General features: G+C 67.8%; 18 protein-coding genes and 1 tRNA gene. 9 read left to right on the top strand and 10 right to left on the bottom strand.

Going from position 1 to position 15,653, the window contains the following annotated elements:
* Positions 1 to 12 precede the first annotated feature (12 nt).
* Positions 13 to 339, top strand: coding sequence for a hypothetical protein (locus tag EAF64_RS12780; RefSeq protein ID WP_129069386.1), 327 nt, complete (start codon positions 13 to 15; stop codon positions 337 to 339).
* Positions 340 to 473: 134 nt separating this feature from the next.
* On the opposite strand, the gene EAF64_RS12775 is transcribed toward EAF64_RS12780, so the two are convergent.
* Both EAF64_RS12775 and EAF64_RS12770 read right to left on the bottom strand, forming a co-directional pair.
* Positions 474 to 1,955 (bottom strand): AMP phosphorylase, encoded by a 1,482-nt coding sequence (locus tag EAF64_RS12775; protein WP_129069385.1) that lies wholly within the window; start codon positions 1,953 to 1,955, stop codon positions 474 to 476.
* Between the two features lie 40 nt (positions 1,956 to 1,995).
* Complete coding sequence (locus tag EAF64_RS12770; RefSeq protein WP_129069384.1) at positions 1,996 to 2,463, bottom strand: DUF4112 domain-containing protein; 468 nt, start codon at positions 2,461 to 2,463, stop codon at positions 1,996 to 1,998.
* 135 nt (positions 2,464 to 2,598) lie between these two features.
* Between EAF64_RS12770 and EAF64_RS21035 the strand changes: the two genes are divergently transcribed.
* Complete coding sequence (locus EAF64_RS21035; protein ID WP_193767681.1) at positions 2,599 to 2,757, top strand: hypothetical protein; 159 nt, start codon at positions 2,599 to 2,601, stop codon at positions 2,755 to 2,757.
* A 70-nt stretch (positions 2,758 to 2,827) separates the two neighbouring features.
* Positions 2,828 to 3,298 carry a phosphopantetheine adenylyltransferase gene (locus EAF64_RS12765; protein WP_129069383.1) on the top strand — a complete coding sequence of 157 codons (471 nt, stop codon included), beginning with the start codon at positions 2,828 to 2,830 and terminating at the stop codon, positions 3,296 to 3,298.
* On the opposite strand, the gene EAF64_RS12760 is transcribed toward EAF64_RS12765, so the two are convergent.
* Positions 3,299 to 3,787: a universal stress protein gene (locus tag EAF64_RS12760; RefSeq protein ID WP_129069382.1), complete on the bottom strand. Its 489-nt coding sequence runs from the start codon at positions 3,785 to 3,787 to the stop codon at positions 3,299 to 3,301.
* Between the two features lie 75 nt (positions 3,788 to 3,862).
* Positions 3,863 to 4,300 carry a bifunctional nuclease family protein gene (locus EAF64_RS12755; protein WP_129069381.1) on the bottom strand — a complete coding sequence of 146 codons (438 nt, stop codon included), beginning with the start codon at positions 4,298 to 4,300 and terminating at the stop codon, positions 3,863 to 3,865.
* Positions 4,301 to 4,464: 164 nt separating this feature from the next.
* Between EAF64_RS12755 and EAF64_RS12750 the strand changes: the two genes are divergently transcribed.
* Both EAF64_RS12750 and EAF64_RS12745 read left to right on the top strand, forming a co-directional pair.
* The gene (locus EAF64_RS12750) at positions 4,465 to 4,611 is read left to right on the top strand and encodes a rubrerythrin-like domain-containing protein (protein WP_129069380.1); all 147 of its coding nucleotides are present in this window, start codon (positions 4,465 to 4,467) and stop codon (positions 4,609 to 4,611) included.
* Between the two features lie 44 nt (positions 4,612 to 4,655).
* Positions 4,656 to 5,444, top strand: a complete 789-nt coding sequence (locus EAF64_RS12745) for an enoyl-CoA hydratase/isomerase family protein (protein WP_129069379.1) — start codon at positions 4,656 to 4,658, stop codon at positions 5,442 to 5,444.
* Positions 5,445 to 5,447: 3 nt separating this feature from the next.
* On the opposite strand, the gene EAF64_RS12740 is transcribed toward EAF64_RS12745, so the two are convergent.
* Positions 5,448 to 7,763: a heavy metal translocating P-type ATPase gene (locus tag EAF64_RS12740; protein ID WP_129069378.1), complete on the bottom strand. Its 2,316-nt coding sequence runs from the start codon at positions 7,761 to 7,763 to the stop codon at positions 5,448 to 5,450.
* Positions 7,764 to 7,924: 161 nt separating this feature from the next.
* Here EAF64_RS12740 and EAF64_RS12735 point away from each other — a divergent pair, with 161 nt between their 5' ends.
* Positions 7,925 to 8,176 (top strand): hypothetical protein, encoded by a 252-nt coding sequence (locus EAF64_RS12735; protein ID WP_129069377.1) that lies wholly within the window; start codon positions 7,925 to 7,927, stop codon positions 8,174 to 8,176.
* Positions 8,177 to 8,386: 210 nt separating this feature from the next.
* On the opposite strand, the gene EAF64_RS12730 is transcribed toward EAF64_RS12735, so the two are convergent.
* Together EAF64_RS12730 and EAF64_RS12725 are read right to left on the bottom strand one after the other, a co-directional pair.
* Complete coding sequence (locus EAF64_RS12730; RefSeq protein WP_129069376.1) at positions 8,387 to 9,715, bottom strand: cytochrome P450; 1,329 nt, start codon at positions 9,713 to 9,715, stop codon at positions 8,387 to 8,389.
* A gap of 244 nt (positions 9,716 to 9,959) precedes the next feature.
* Positions 9,960 to 10,044: transfer RNA gene (locus EAF64_RS12725), tRNA-Ser, on the bottom strand.
* A 105-nt stretch (positions 10,045 to 10,149) separates the two neighbouring features.
* Between EAF64_RS12725 and EAF64_RS12720 the strand changes: the two genes are divergently transcribed.
* The gene (locus EAF64_RS12720) at positions 10,150 to 11,097 is read left to right on the top strand and encodes an AAA family ATPase (protein ID WP_129069375.1); all 948 of its coding nucleotides are present in this window, start codon (positions 10,150 to 10,152) and stop codon (positions 11,095 to 11,097) included.
* On the opposite strand, the gene EAF64_RS12715 is transcribed toward EAF64_RS12720, so the two are convergent.
* Both EAF64_RS12715 and EAF64_RS12710 read right to left on the bottom strand, forming a co-directional pair.
* On the bottom strand, positions 11,094 to 11,867 hold the full coding sequence (locus EAF64_RS12715) for an MBL fold metallo-hydrolase (protein ID WP_129069374.1): 774 nt from the start codon (positions 11,865 to 11,867) through the stop codon (positions 11,094 to 11,096). The genes EAF64_RS12720 and EAF64_RS12715 overlap by 4 nt on opposite strands.
* Positions 11,868 to 11,906: 39 nt before the next feature.
* Positions 11,907 to 12,194, bottom strand: a complete 288-nt coding sequence (locus tag EAF64_RS12710; protein WP_129069373.1) for a MarR family transcriptional regulator — start codon at positions 12,192 to 12,194, stop codon at positions 11,907 to 11,909.
* Positions 12,195 to 12,468: 274 nt separating this feature from the next.
* Here EAF64_RS12710 and EAF64_RS12705 point away from each other — a divergent pair, with 274 nt between their 5' ends.
* Together EAF64_RS12705 and EAF64_RS12700 are read left to right on the top strand one after the other, a co-directional pair.
* Entirely contained in the window at positions 12,469 to 13,176 is a 708-nt protein-coding gene (locus tag EAF64_RS12705) for a class I SAM-dependent methyltransferase (protein WP_129069372.1), read from the top strand.
* 40 nt (positions 13,177 to 13,216) lie between these two features.
* Positions 13,217 to 14,119, top strand: coding sequence for a glycosyltransferase family 2 protein (locus tag EAF64_RS12700; protein ID WP_129069371.1), 903 nt, complete (start codon positions 13,217 to 13,219; stop codon positions 14,117 to 14,119).
* Here EAF64_RS12700 and EAF64_RS12695 read toward each other — a convergent pair.
* Positions 14,104 to 15,600, bottom strand: coding sequence for a glycosyltransferase family 39 protein (locus EAF64_RS12695; RefSeq protein ID WP_193767671.1), 1,497 nt, complete (start codon positions 15,598 to 15,600; stop codon positions 14,104 to 14,106). The genes EAF64_RS12700 and EAF64_RS12695 overlap by 16 nt on opposite strands.
* Positions 15,601 to 15,653: the final 53 nt, after the last annotated feature.

The following is a 15,653-nucleotide window of genomic DNA, read 5'->3' as shown; positions in this document are numbered from 1 at the left end:
CGTAGTGCAGGTGTGAAAACCATCGTGACTGAACGGGACGGGCTTATGCTCGCACGGATCGAGAGTGACGACCGGGTGTTCGAGGTGAACTTCGAGTCGATCGAACCGACCGACGTAACCCTCCGGTTCTTGCGCGACGACGAGCGCGTCGGGAGTATCTACAATGACGACGGCACCGACCGAACGATGGCACGGTTGACCACAGGCCGCGAGGGGAACGATTTCATCGGCGTCGAGGTGCCGAAGGAGTTCGTCACGGAACTGCTCGATGCCGCTATCGAGGCCGGCCGAGTCACCGACGAAGCCGTCGCCGAAGGGTACCGAATCCGAGTGTTGTAAGTCCCACTATCAGTCCCGGAACCGTAGGAACTGTATCCTGCTGCAACTATTCTCTGGATTCAACAGACCGTTCTCGACAGGTACGGGGTAGCTGTAGCCCGGGTGATCGAGCGGCCGACTGAACCAACCGCCGATCACCCGTACCGCTCGACCAGCGCCTCGTCGGGTGCGTTCACACGCACCGGCTGATTCTCACGGGCGAACCGGACGGCCTCGTCGCGTTTCTCGGCGGTCTCGGCGTGGATCGTGACCAGCGCCTCGCCCGCTTCGACGGCGTCACCGACCTGCGCGGCGAGGTCCAGTCCTGCGCCCTTGTCTTTGGGTGCACCGGCGCGGCGCGCACACTCGTTGACGAGTCGGTTGTTGGCGTGGCTAACACGGCCGTCGCCCTGGGCTTCGACCGTCGCCGTGTGGCTCCCGATGGGAAGATCGTCGACCGTCACGTCCGAATCGCCACCCTGAGCGGCGACGATCTCGCGGAACTTCCCGAGCGCGCGGCCGTCTTCGAGGATGGCGGCGGCCGACTCGTCACACCCACACGAGGACAGCAGCATATCCGCGAGCGTGACGCTTTTCGACCTGAGGTCCTCGGGACCCTCGCCCTGGAGGACGGCGAGCACGTCCCGGGCTTCGAGGCCACAGCCGATGCCGGCGCCGATGGGCTGGTTGCCTCGGGTGATCGCACAGTCGATCTGCATGTCGAGGGCGTCGCCGACGCGGTCGAAGTCCTCGGCCATCTCCCGGGCGGCGTCGAGGCTGGATACCTTCGCGCCCTCGCCGTAGGGGATGTCGATGACGATCTCCGTCGAGCCCGCGCTCTTTTTCTTCGAGAGGACCGAGGCGATCATCTGTCCCGGCGGGTCCAGCGAGAGCGGCGTCTCGACGCGGATGATCTTGTCGTCGACCGGCGAGAGGTTGACGCCGCCGCCCCACACCAGACAGCCGTTGGTCTCGGCCACGATCTCGCGGATCTCGTCGATCCCGAACTCCACGTCACAGAACACCTCCATCGTGTCCGCCGTCCCGGCAGCCGAGGTGACCGCCCGCGAGGACGTCTTGGGGATGGTCACCCCTGCGGCGGCGAAGACGGGCACGACGACCGGCGTCACGCGGTTGCCCGCGACGCCGCCGATGGAGTGTTTGTCCGCCACGCCCTCGCGGTCCCAGTGCATGGTCTCGCCGGCGGCGACCATGCTCTCGGTGAGGTCGACGATCTCGGCGCGCGAGAGGCCGTTCGTGTAGATGCTCGTGACGAACGCGCTCAACTCGGCATCACTGAGCCGGTCGTACTTGATGTCCGTGACGATGTCCTCGATCTCCCCGGCTTCGAGTTCGACGTCGTCCAGTTTCTTCCGGACGAACGAGGCCGAACTGGGACTCGGGGCGAAAGTTACCGCGACCTCGCCCTCGATGTGCCCGAGCGGGCGCGTCACCGCCAGTTCACCCTCTGCGACGAGTTCGTCGGTCAACTCGACGATGCCGACGACCGTGCCGCCGGCGTGGTCGATCTCGACGCGGTCGAGCGGATGAGCGCCGAGTTCGGCGGCGTCCGCACCGTTGAGGATCACCGTCGGCGTCCGGGTCCCGATGTCGATCGCCCGGGCCTGCAGCTTCATGGTTCAGCCTGTCGGCGCGAGAATATAAGTGTCGGGAGGCTCAGTCGGCCGGTTCGTCGACTTCGATCATCACGGGTTCGGGTTCGGTCGACTCGGTGACCGAATCCGGCTGGTCGGTCCCGCCCAGTTCGTCCAGCAGGAGTTCGACGTTGCGTACGTTGGACTTCCAGAGCGCGTCGAAGACCGTCCCGACGAACGGGATGGCTCCCCCGCCCACGTCGATGGCGATGTTGGCGAGCATCCGGGCCAGCGTCGCGTAGGAGACGCCGAGATACGCGGACTCGACGACGATGTACAGCGAGAGGCCGCCGCTGATCACGTCGCCGACGACCGGCACCGCGCTCACCAGCGGGTCGAGGCCGACCCGGACGTCCGTGCCGGGGACGCGGACACTCTCGTCCATGACGTAGGCGACGGCCTTGAGCCGGTCGAGCGCCGCCTCGTCGACGCTGTCCGGTACGTCCCCGTCGAACGTCTCGTCGAGTCGCGCCTCCAGGTCCCTGCTCATACCCGTTCGGTTCGGCTCCGCGACGGATAAGGCCGACGCCACTGGTGTCTGGACGTTGATATCGGTGCCCGCGGCTCGGCGTACGAACCCACGGCCAGGGGACCGGGCCGCCGCGAGACACATTCCACGGGCGGCGTGACGACCGCCCGTACGCTTCAGGCTGAGTTCGAGGTCTGTACCGACTGCGGCAACCTGCACATGGAAGGTGGATCGGCACCCGACCACGTCGACGAGTGTGCGGTCTGTGGCGGACGCGTCGACGACGTGGAACTGGACGACATCGTCGGGCTGTAAGTACTGTCGGGGCTCGGCGGACCGACTCGCGGTCGCCGCCGTTGAAGTGGCTGGCGCGCCAAACTCCGCTGTGACCGGAACTCGCGTCGCCGTCGCCGGAACCTTCGGCCCGCTCCACGACGGCCACCGGAACCTCCTGCGGACGGCGCTGAAGTACGGGGACGAGGGGCTGATCGTCGGCCTGACCAGCGACGCGTTCGCGCAGGCCTCGCGGACGCGTGAGGTCCCGCCGTTCGAACGGCGGCGGGACGAACTGGCGGCTGCACTCGCCGACCTCGACGAGTGGGGCCGGACGGTAGAGATCAGGCAGTTGACCGACGAACACGGCATCGTCAGCGACGAGCCAGGGGTCGACGCGCTGGTCGTCTCACCGGAGACGGCCCCGGAACTGGCGGCGATCAACGACGGTCGGCGCGAGCAGGGGTTCGAGCCCATCGAGGGAATCGTCGCGCCCTACGTCCTCGCCGAGGACGGCGAGCGCATCTCCTCGACGCGGATCGTCCGGGGCGAAATCGACGAACACGGCCGCGTCCGGGACTGACTACGCCTCGTCCTCGTCCTCGGTCGGTCGGATCGTCATGACGGGAGCCGGGGAGGTCCGGACGACGCGCTCGGCGACGCTGCCGAGCAGGACGCGCTGGAGCCCCTGCCGTCCGTGGGTCCCCATCACGACCAGGTCGATCCCCTCGTCCTCGACGTGGTCGACGATGGCCCGGTGGGGGACACCGACGAGGATGGCCTCCTCGGTATCCGGGACGATCGCTTCCTCGGTCTCGCGCCCCTCCGCCCGGGCCAGGCTCACGACCTCGTCGATGTCGGCCTGTGCCTGCGTCCGTAACGTCGACTTCAGGTCGCCGAGATCGGTATCCGTCGGTGTGGTCAGTGCCACGTCGTCGACGTCGACGACCGCGAGGACGTGGATCGTCGCGTCGTAGCGCTCGGCCAGGCCGATAGCGTGTTCGGCCGCCGCCAGTGCACCCTCGCTCCCGTCGGTCGGCACCAGAATCGTGTCGTAGTCGCGGTCTACCATGGGTTCGTTTCGCGTTTCTCGCCGTGCGGTAAAAAAGCGGCCGACGGCTCTCAGTCGCTGGGAGTACCGGTCCAGTCAGGTCCCCTCGACGTCGAACTCCTCGGGCGGGCGGCCGGCGGCGTCGAGGACCTCGTCCGAGACCACGATCGGACAGTCGACCCGAAGACCGAGGGCGATGCCGTCGCTGGGACGGGCGTCGAAGACTAGTTCATTGCGCTCGCCGCCGTGGTACTGCTCGGCGTCGACCTTGGCGTAGAAGGTCCCGTCGGCGAGGTCGTCGATGCGAACCTTGTCGATGGCACCGCCGAACTCCGCGACCATCTCGACGAACAGGTCGTGCGTGAGCGGTCGGTCGAACGGCTCGCCCTCGATGGCCAGTTGCATCGACTGGGCCTGATCGCTACTGACGAAAATCGGGAGGAGTTCGTCCCGCGCACGGAGGACGACGACGGGCGCGCCCGAGCCTTCGTCGCCGACGCCGACACCGACGCCCTCGACGGTGGCCTCGTTCATACCCACAGTACGACCGGCGGGTATGAAAAGATATCCCGCGGCCCGGCGCTGGGACCCGATGCTCGCCACCCGCGACGGACGCCACGGGGACGCGCTGTCGGACCACTGTCACCGGACCACCACGTCGGTCCGTGTTCAAGTGGGTGCGTCACGAACTAGCACGCATGCCCAGTGGTGACCCCTACTCCCCGGTCCGGCCGTTCGTCTACGAGTGTGTGAGCTGTCGGCTCCGTGTCCAGGCGGACAGCCAGCCCGAGACCTGCCCCGAGTGTGGCTGTGTGATGTGTGACCTCAGCGTCCCGCGGGAGTGACGCGGGCCGACCCTTTTTTGTGCCCCTCGGCAGTGGGTGGCCCCATGCAATCGATCGGCTCCGGAACGGTCGCCGTCTCGTTCGAGGACCACCGCGCTGACGTACTGCTCGATCGCCCCGAGAAACGCAACGCGATGGACCTGACGGTCATCGACGACCTCCGGGCTGCCATCGAGACCGTCGACGACCGTGGCGACGTGCGCGTGATGACCCTGCTGGGCAACGGTCCCGTCTTCTCCGCCGGGATGGATCTGGAACTCATGGCCGAGGCCGACGTGGACGGCCACCAGGAGATCTACGACGGCCTCCGCGGCCTCTTCGACGGCATCGCGGACCTGCCGATCCCGACCGTCGTCGGCATCGAGAAGGCCGCCATCGCCGGCGCCTTCGAGTTGACGCTGCCCTTCGACTTCCGGATTATCGGTGCCGACGCCGCCTACGGCCTCAAGGAGACCAAACTCGGCATCTTCCCGTTCGGCGGCGGCACCCAGCGCCTGCCCCGGCTGATCGGCCTGGCCAAGGCCAAAGAACTGGTGATGAAGTCCGATCGGATCGACCCCGCGGCGGCCGAGCGGATCGGCCTCGTCAACGAGGTGGTCGAACCGGGAACCGTCGATGAGGAAACCCGCGCGTACGCCGACGACCTCGCGACCCGCGCGCCGATGGGGATGACCCGCGCCAAGGAGTGCCTGAACAGCGCCTTCGACGTGACCCTCGGGGAGGGCCTCGACATGGAGTACGAACGGTCCCGGGAAGTGTGGGACAGCCACGACCACCGGGAGGGGTTCGCGGCCATGCTGGAGGATCGAGAACCCGAATTCGAGGGGGAGTGATCGTCAGTCCTGGAAATCCTCGGGCTGCAGTCGCGCCAGCCGCATCGCGTTGCCGGTGATGGCGCTGGTCATCCCCACGTCGCCGATCAGGACGGCGTGGATGACGCCGACGAGGCCGAACGGGATCCCGATTGCGAGGATCGCTTTGACACCCAGCGACCCCCAGATGTTCTGCCGGATGACGCCGTTGGCTCGCTTCGAGAGCTTCGAGAGGTAGGGCAGTCGCGAGAGGTCGTCGCCCAGCAGGGCCACGTCGGCGGTCTCGATGGCCGTATCCGAGCCGGCGGCGCCCATGGCGACGCCCACGTCCGCCGTGGCGAGGGCGGGCGCGTCGTTGATGCCGTCGCCGACCATCGCGACCTCGCCGCACTCGGCCTGGAGCGATTCGATAGCCGCCACCTTGTCCTCGGGGAGCAGGCCGGCGCGGAAGTCGTCGACGCCGACTTCCCCGGCGACGGCGCGGGCGGTCCCCTCGTTGTCGCCGGTGAGCATCACCGTGGTCAGTCCCTGGTCGCGCAGGGCCGCGACGGTGCGAGCCGCGTTCGGCCTGATCGTATCGGAGACGGCGATCAGGCCCTCGACCTCCTCGTCCGTGCCGACGAGGATCACGGTCTTGCCCTCGGCCTGGAGTCGCGGGATGGTGTCCTCGACGAGGTCGAGACAGCCCGCGCGTTCACACTGGTCGCGGGTGTCGGCGGGCAACTCGCCCGCATCGGTCGTGAAGTGGACGTGGCCGAGATCGAAGCCCAGGTCCTCGAAGAGGGCCGGCTTGCCGGCGTAGTGGGTCGCGCCCCCCAGTTCGGCGCGGACGCCTTGTCCGGTCAGACTCTCGAAGTCCTCGACCGCGCGGTCGCCGTTCGTGACGCCCTCGGCGCTGGCGTGGCCGACGATGGCCGCGGCGATGGGGTGTTCGCTCCGGGCTTCCAGCCCGCGGGCACAGCGGAGGACGTCCGCGTCGTCGTTGCCGTTGAGCGGCACCACGTCGGTCACGCCGAGGTCGCCGGTCGTCAGGGTGCCCGTCTTGTCGACGGCGACGGCGTCGACCTCGCCCATCGCTTCGAGGTGGTCGCCACCCTTGACGAGGACGCCGTTGCGGGCCGCGCTCGTCACGCCCGAGACCACCGTGACCGGCGTCGAGATGACGAAGGCACACGGGCAGGCGATGACGAGGAACGTGATGCCGTTGACGAGCCACTCGACGCCGGGCCATCCGAGGACGAGCGGCGGAACCGTCGCGGTGAGGATGGCCACGGCGACCACGACCGGCGTGTAGTAGCTGGCGAACCGGTCGACGAACTGCTCGCGGTCGGTCTTTCGCTCCTGTGCGCCCTCGACCAGGTCGATCACCCGGGACAGCGTGGTGTCCTCGGCCCCGGCAGTCACCTCGAACTCGAGGTAGCCACTCTCGTTGATCGACCCAGCGTACACCTCGTCGCCGACGGTCTTGTCGACGGGGACGCTCTCGCCGGTGATCGGTGCCTCGTCGACCGCGCTCTCGCCTGCTACCACGTCGCCGTCCAGGGGCACCTTCTCGCCGGGTTCGACCACGACCGTCTCGCCCACGGCGACCTCGCCGGCGGGCACCTCCGTCAGGTCGCCGTCCCGACGGACCAGTGCCCGCTCGGGCGCGAGTTCCAGCAGTTCGGTGAGGGAGTTCCGCGCCCGGTCGACGGCGTGGCGTTCGAGCAGTTCGGAGACGTTGAACAGCACGGCGAGTGAGGCCGCCTCGATCAGCAACCGCTCGGGCGTCGTCAGCGACACCGCCGTCGCGCCGAGGATCGCGACGGTCATCAGGAAGTCGATGTCGAGGCTCAGGTTCCGCGCCGAGTAGTAGCCGTTCCGGACGATTACCTCGCCACCGACCGCGACGGCCGCCAGCAGGAGCACGTCGGCGGCGAACAGAGAGTGGCCGAACGGCCGGAAGACGGTGACGTCCAGCCCCAGGGGCAGGAATCGCACGGCCAGCGCCACCAGCAACAACGCGCCGCTGGCGGCCGTCTTTTTGGCCCGGGTGGTCTTCCAGACCGGCTCCGCCGCGGCAGGTCCCGCCCGCTCCGTGCCGGCCTCGGCCGCGCCGGTCACCTCGTAGCCGGCACCCTCGACCGCCTCGACGGCCGCTTCCCGGGCTGCGCCCGACGCCGCCGTCAGTGTGACCACGCCCGTCGCCGGGCTGAAATCCGTCTCGGTCACAGCGTCGACGCCGTCGAGCGCGTTCTCGACTTTCCCGGCACACGACGGACAGTCCATCTCCGGCACTTCCAGCCGGAACCGAACCCCGTCGCCTGGGCCCCGGTCGCCGTCCACTGTACTCTCGCTCATTACGAGAACGTAACCGAGTCCGTCTTATTAATTTAGCTGTTATAAATCGGCACTGTAGTACCTCTGATTAACAATATTCTCTGGTCGGATTAATAATAAACCCGTGGAGCCAGTGGGTCCAACAACGCGGTGCTTTTTACCTCGAAGACCGAACGTGGGATATGGACGAACTGATCTCCGGCGACGGGAGTGGGGTCAGCCGCAAGCAGGCGGCACTCTGGGTGTTGCCCTTTCTCGCGCTCGGGATCGCGGACGTAATCCTCATTCTCGGGTGGGGGCTCGACGGGCTCTGGGGATTCATGATTCTGCCCCCGATCCTGTTCATCTGCGTCCTCGCGTACATCGCCTTCCGGACCGGATTCGCGACGGATCGGACCGGTGATGTGAAGGGCGAGGCCGACCGAACGAAGTGAGCGAGGCCACGGAAAGAGCGAGCGGGCCTGTGGCCCGCGAGCAGGGCGAGGCCGACCGAACGAAGTGAGCGAGGCCACGGAAAGAGCGAGCGGGCCTGTGGCCCGCGAGCAGGGCGAGGCCGACCGAACGAAGTGAGCGAGGCCACGGAAAGAGCGAGCGGGCCTGTGGCCCGCGAGCAGGGCGAGGCCGACCGAACGAAGTGAGCCTCGTCAGCGCACCCGCGGCACCATCTCGACCGGTTCGGTCGGCGAGGCCGTCACGCCGGAAGTGAGGTCGAGCGGCCCGCCGTCGCCGACCAGTTCCAGTCGGAAGTTCCTGGCCAGCGTCGCGAGGATGAGCTGGGCCTCCAGTTTCGCGAAGCGCATCCCGATACAGCGCCGCGGCCCGCCGCCGAACGGGAAGTACGCGTAGTCCGGCCGGTCACGGTCCTCGGCCCACCGCTCGGGCCGGAACGCCAGGGGGTCGTCGTACCACCGTGCGTCCCTGTGGACGATCCACTGGGGCATCGTGAGGATCGATCCTCGTTCGACGGTCCGGCCGCGCAACTGTACGTCCTCACTGGCCTCGCGGACGACCCGGTGGACCGGCGGGTAGTACCGCATCGCCTCGGTCACGACCTGCTCGGTGTAGGACAACCCACCCAGATCCGCCATGGTCGGCACCGCATCGCCCAGCACCTCGTCGATCTCTACGTGTAACTGCTCACGGACGTCCGGATTCTCCGCCAGCAGGTACCAGGTGTAGGTCAGCGCCAGCGACGTGGTCTCGTGGCCCGCCAGCAGGAACGTGACGAGTTGGTCCCGGAGCGTCCCCCGCCCGATCTCGCCCTCGTCGTGGGCCACCAGGAGCGTCGAGAGGAGGTCGTCCCGGCCCTCGGCGTCACCCCGACGGCGCTCGATCAGGTCCGCGATCACGCCGTCGATGGCGTCGACGCCGCGCTGGGCCCGGCGATCCCACGGCGTCGGCACCCACTCCGGGAGCAGGGCCGTCGCCGCCGGCGCCTCGGCCTGGGCCCCGATGTCGCCCATCGCGTCGGCGATGGTCTCGACGTGGTCGCTGATGTCGGTCCCGAACAGCGACCGCGCGAGAATCTGGACGGTGATGCGGCGCATCTCGTCGCCGACCGCGATCTGCCGCCCGTCCCACCAGCGCTTGCCGGCCTGCTGGGCGCAGTCGGTCATAACCTCCACGTACGAGTCGATCTTCTCCGGCCCGAACGTCGGCTGGATGCGCTGGCGCTGCTCTCGCCATCGTTCGCCCTCGCTGGTCAGCAACCCCTCGCCCAGGACGCCGCGCAACTGCTCGCGCTGGAAGGCCCCCTTCTCGAACTTCCGGTGTTCCGTCGAGAGAATCCGCTCGATGTCCTCGGGATGCGTGACGAGGTAAAAGGTCATCCCGCCGACCTCGTACGGCACCACGTCCCCGAAGTCCGCACACCGCTCGTAGAACGCGAACGGATCGCGCGCGAACTGGAAGGTGTTCCCGACGACCGGCCAGCCGTCCGGCCCCTCCGGCGCGCCCACATCTGTCTCTGCCATACCGTGCCATACGTACGCCACCCCTTGATTACACTGCCTCCCTTCGTGGGTTTTTGAAAAGCGGTGGTGCCGACGGCTCGCTCCACTCACCGTATTGGTTCGTGGAGAACGCCGAGGAGGAGACTCGAACACGCCGGGACGTTCCGGGCATGCGGCCTCGCTTCGCCCGGCCGTTCCGGGGCTGCGACTCGTCTGCTCAAATCTTCGTACAGCGTCTCCACTCGCCGTGTTGGCTCGTGGAGAACGCCGAGGAGGAGATTTGAACTCCTGAGTCCGTGAGGACAGTTGCTCTCGAAGCAACCGCCTTGGCCAGGCTAGGCTACCTCGGCTCACCCAAACGTTCCACCGGTTGGTCTTTATCCGTTTCGATTCGGAAGACGGAGCGATCTTTCAGGCACCCAACCACTAAATGCGGCGGCGTGGATGGACCGGACATGGAGATCCCCGAAGCGAGTTCCGCCCTGGAATCGGTTCGCGAGGAGGTCGGATCGGCCGTCGTCGCCGACGACGAGTTCCTCGAAACAGTCCTGCTGGGCATCGTCGCCCGCGGGCACGTCCTCATGGAAGACGTACCCGGCACCGGCAAGACCCTCACCGCCCGCAGCGTCGCCACGGCGCTGGGCCTGTCCTTTTCGCGCGTGCAGTTCACGCCCGACCTCCTCCCCTCGGACGTGACCGGCACGAACGTCTACAACGAGCGCGACCGTACCTTCGAGTTCGCCGACGGCCCCATCTTCGCCAACGTGGTGCTGGCCGACGAGATCAACCGCGCCCCGCCCAAGACCCAGTCGGCGCTCCTGGAAGCCATGGAAGAGGGCCAGGTCACCGTCGACGGCGAGACCCACCAGCTCCCCCAGCCGTTCTTCGTCATCGCGACCCAGAACCCCGTCGAGATGGAGGGGACCTTCGAGTTGCCCGAGGCACAGGTCGACCGGTTCGCCGTCAAGACCGCCATCGGCTACCCCGACGAGGACGGGGAGGTCGAACTCCTGCAACGCCGCCGCGGCCGGGACGCCCTCAGCCCGTCCGTCGAGTCCGTGCTGGCCCCCGGCGACGTGGAGGCCGTCCGGTCGGCACCCGAAGCCGTCCGCGTCGAGGACGACCTGCTCGACTACATGGCGGCCATCGCCCGCGCGACCCGCGACGACCGACGGGTCCGGGTGGGTGTCTCGCCCCGCGGGACCCAGCGGTTGTTCGAGACCGCTCGCGCACGCGCCGTCATCGAAGGCCGCGAGTTCGTCACGCCCGACGACGTGAAGTGGGCCGCCGAGCCGACGCTCGCCCACCGGCTGGTCCTGACACCGGACGCGCGCGTCGACGACGTACAGAAAGCGCACATCGTCCGGGAGATCCTCGACGAGATTCCGGTGCCCACCGTCTAGAGCTGGGCGCGCTCGCCGTCGAAGTCGAGATCCCCTTCGACGGCCAGCTTCTGGAGGTGAGCGCGCACGGTCGCACGCGCGAGGTCGCGGACGCCCGTGAGGTCCTTGTCGTAGGCCCCGTCGAGCACTTCGTCGACAGTCCGGGCACCCTCGGCGACGGCGCGGCGGACCGTCCGCTCGCGGTCGAGCCGGTGGTCGATCAGCCTGGCGAGCGTCGCGTCGGGATCGTCGATCACGGGACCGTGGCCCGGATAGATGGATTCGAACCCGTGGGCCCGGAGCCGGCGGAGGCTGGTCAGGTACGCACGCATGTCGCCCTCCGGCGCGCCGACGACGACGCTCCCGGCCGCGACCGCCAGGTCGCCGACGACCGCGCCCCGATCCCACGTGAACGCGACGTGTTCCTGCGCGTGGCCGGGTGTATCGACGAGTTCGACGTGGCCGTCGCTCGTCTCGATACGGTCGCCCGGCCGGAACCGGTGGTCGGGCGCGACGCCGGTGGCGCGCTCGAAGGCGTCGGCGCGGCCGGCGCGTGCCCACAGGGTCGCGTCGCAGACGGTGGCGTACTCGGCGACCGCACCGACGTGGTCGGGATGGTGGTGTGTCACCGCGACGTGGTCGACACTGGTCGCGTCGACGGCCTCGTCGAGGTCGTCGGTCCGGGCGGCCGGATCGATCAGGATGCCGCTATCGCTACCGAGCAGATACGCGTTCGTCGCGCCGCCAGGGCCGCGCGTGGCGGTTTCGACGGGGACCCGGGTAACGTCCATACCCCACCCCAGGGGCACGCCGGGCAAAAGGTACTGTGGTCAGTTACTCAGGTAGTAGACCTGCTTGCGCGCGTCGTGGAAGCTGTACCGCGATCCCACCAGGTCCGACTCCTCCAGGCGGTTCAGCGCGTACCGGACCGTCCGATCGGGCAGCAGCGACTCCTCGGCCAGCTGACCCTGCGAGAGTGGCGCATCACCCTCCAGTACTTTGGCGACGAGCTTCGCGCTCGGCGGGAGTTCGCGCAGTCGCTCGCGAAACTCGGGGTCGGCCAACGGACTCTCCTCACTGTTCTCCGCGTGCGTACTTTCGTCCGGCGTCGTACTCATATCTGCACGTGACTGAACACGACGGGTAAAACTTGGCTATATGTATGACAAAACAATAGGAACAAATAAGTGCGTATTATGCCTCCTTATACAAAGTCTTCCGACACAAATTGACGGAATCAATAACGTATCTACGTCCACTGGTTACAGTCGGTCGATTCCGGTATCGACTGCACACATATTAGGATACTTATTATTTATCGGGTCTCGGCGTGGTCGTGCGATGTGTTTCAGTATCGTTTTATGGACTGCGGGTCGCACTCAGGTACAAACCGTGAAGGGACAGGAGTGGTATCAGGAGGACGACATCGCCGAGGAGTACGAGGAAAAGCGGTTCTCCAGGGGGGGACGGCTCATCGATCGGCGGGAGAAACAGGCCGTGCTAGATGCCATCGGCCCGGTCGAGGACAGGGACGTGCTGGAGATCGCCTGCGGGACCGGCCGGTTCACGGTCATGCTGGCCGAGCGCGGTGCCAACGTCGTCGGCCTCGACATCTCGGGGCCGATGCTCCAGCAGGGCCGCGAGAAGGCTCAACGTGCGGGCGTCTCGGAGAACATGGATCTGATGCGGGGCGACGCCGGGCGGCTTCCGTTCCCCGACGACAGTTTCGACTCGGTGATCGCGATGCGCTTTTTCCACTTGGCCGACCAGCCCGCTTCGTTCCTGAGCGAGATGCGGCGGGTCTCGCGCAATCAGGTCTTTTTCGACACGTTCAATCGCTTCACGACGCGTTCGCTGTACAACTGGGCGCTCCCGATGGGGTCGCGGCTCTACTCGCGGTGGGAAGTGTCCCGACTGCTCGACAGCGCCGGCCTCCACCTCGTGGACGACGATCACGACTTCGCGTTCCCGTACGGGCTCTACCGCGAGATTCCGAACGAACTGGCCAGCGTGTTCCGGGACCTCGACACCACGCTGATCTCGTCGCCGCTGGGCAAGCGGCTGGCCTCCGTCTCGTACTGGCACACCCGCGTCCCCTGACGACGCGAGTTTTTTAGGGGTCCGGCGGAGAACGGGGAGTATGGATCTCTCGGTGGTCGTCCCGACACTCAACGGACGCGACCGGCTGGCGGGCTGTCTGGACGCCCTCGCCGAGCACGCGTCCGACGCCGAGGTGGTCGTCGTCAACGGTCCGTCCTCGGACGGGACGACGGGGATGGTTCGGGACCGCGACGACGTGGACCTGCTGGTCGAGATCGCCGACCGCCGGCTCAACGTGGCGCGCAACGCCGGCCTCGACCGGGCCAGCGGCGACGTGATCGCGTTCGTCAACCACGAACTGTCCGTCGAACCCGACTGGCGGTCGGCGCTCGCAGCCGGCATCGAGACCGCGGACGTGGTCACCGGCCCCACCCACCAGGAACTCAAGGCCGGCATGACGACCGAAAGCGTCGAGTCCACGACGATCAAGGGTCGGACGGTCACCTACTTCAACGGCGACAACGCCGCCTTCACCCGGACGGCGCTGGACGCCATCGACGGGTTCGACGAGTACCTCCGCACCGGCGGCGCGCGCGACGTGGCTCACCGACTGGCCGGGCAGGACTACGAAGTGACCTGGCGCGGCGACATGTCCGTACGTGGGGAGTACGGCACCGACGGCGGCGTGACCGACACGGACTGGCGCTGGAAGTACCGCTCGTTGGCCTACCGGCTGACGAAGAACTACGGCCTCCGACCGACCGTCGTCCGCCGCCTCGTCGGCCACGCCGTCCGCGACGCCGGTGGTGGACTCCGCGCGGTCGCCGGCGGGTCCATCGAACCGTCACAGTGGTTCGGCAACGGCCGGGACGTGCTGGCGGGCCTCGCGGTGGGTCTCAAGGACGGCGTCCGTGCCCGGTGGCGGGACCGAACGGCCGCGCGCAACCCTAACGGCCGGGCCGACCGCACCGACCGCGCCGTCTCCGTCTACGACTGGCGCTGAGTCCGGTTTTCCAGCAGGTAGACCTCGACGCTCTCGTACTCCCGGTGGCGGACCACCTGCCGCCCGTCGCTCGCCACGTCCAGCATCCGCTGGCGCTCGCCCGACAGGAACCAGAGATGTGTCAGGACGAGCCACACTCGGTCGTGGCCGGCGGTTCGGTTCCGGACCGTCGCGTTGGGCGTGACGTAGCTCCCGTTCGCCCGCCACCCGGCGTGGATCGGTTGCACCGTGAGATCCGACCGCGTCCGGTAGTACTCGAACGCCGACAGTCCCGCCCGGTCGATCACAAGGACCAGATCGTCCGACTCGGCTGCCGCTTCGAGGTCGGGGACAGCCTCGTCCCACTGCTCCTTCCCATCGGTCGTGTGGTAGTGGACGGTGGCCGGGAGGATACCGACGACCAGCAGGCCGGCCAGCGCGTACCCCAGGTGGCGGCGTTCGAGGCCGAGACCGAGCCCGCCGCGGCCGAGACTCGTGAACCCGCGGGCCGCGAGCAGGACCCACGCCGGTGTGGCGGTGATGGTGTATCGCTCCCAGAACAGCGGGGTCACCAGGTACGACACCGCGACCAGCCCGAGGACCGGCACGAGCGCCCAGACGATCAGGAGGCGACGCTCGCGCCCGAACGGGCGTGACCGCAGCGCCAGGGCGACGCCGACGGCGACCAGCGCTGCGACCGCTAGTGCGGCCGTTCCGCTCGCGGTCGTGAAGTACTCGACGACGGTGCCGGCGACTCGGCCGGGGCCCGGCGGCGAGATGAAGTTGAAGCCGGCGACGGCCGACTCGAGTTTCAGGACGCCGACCACCAGGATCGGCGCGAGCAACGCCCAACAGGCGGCCTGGGCGCGTTCGAGGGCGGTCAGCTCACCGATCTCGATGCCGTCGCCGGCCAGCAAGTTGTCGACGAGCAGGACGAGTCCCTGGGTGACGACCACGAACAGGCCGAAGGGGTGGACGGCAGCGGTCGAGAGCGTCGCGACGACGTAGCCGGCGGCCAGTCGACGGGTCGGCCGCCGTCTGAGCCACAGGAAGGCGAGAAAGGAGCAGAGCGTCAGCACCGTCCACAGACTGTACATCCGCGTCTCCTGGGCGTAGTAGAGCTGGAACGGGGCGACCGCGAACACGAGCGTCGCGACCAGTCCCGTCGGCCGGTCGAACAGGTCCCGACCCAGCAGGTACAGCACGGGCAGCGAGAGGATACCGAAGACCGCGGAGGGGAAGCGGACGGCAGTCGCGCTCGTGCCGACCAGTGCGACCCAGACGTCGAGGAAGACGTAGTACGGCGGGAGGTGGGGTTGCTTGCTCGGGATGACCCACAGGAGTTCGAGCGGGCCGTGGTTCCGGACGAACCGGAGGGTGATCGCCTCGTCGACCCAGATGCTCTCGACGCCGAGGCCGTACAGCCGGAGGGCTGCCCCGAGGAGGACGACGCCGGCCAGGGCTATCACGTACCGGTCACGCCAGTCGATGTGCCCACCCACTGTCACTCTCTCTGCAGGTATCGGTGATAAGCACTACGAGACGGACGGAGCGT

Source organism: Halorientalis pallida (genome assembly GCF_004118325.1).
GTDB classification, from domain to species: domain Archaea; phylum Halobacteriota; class Halobacteria; order Halobacteriales; family Haloarculaceae; genus Halorientalis; species Halorientalis pallida.
Note: the sequence above shows the minus strand (reverse complement) of the source record. Positions and strands in the feature narration are given on the sequence as shown.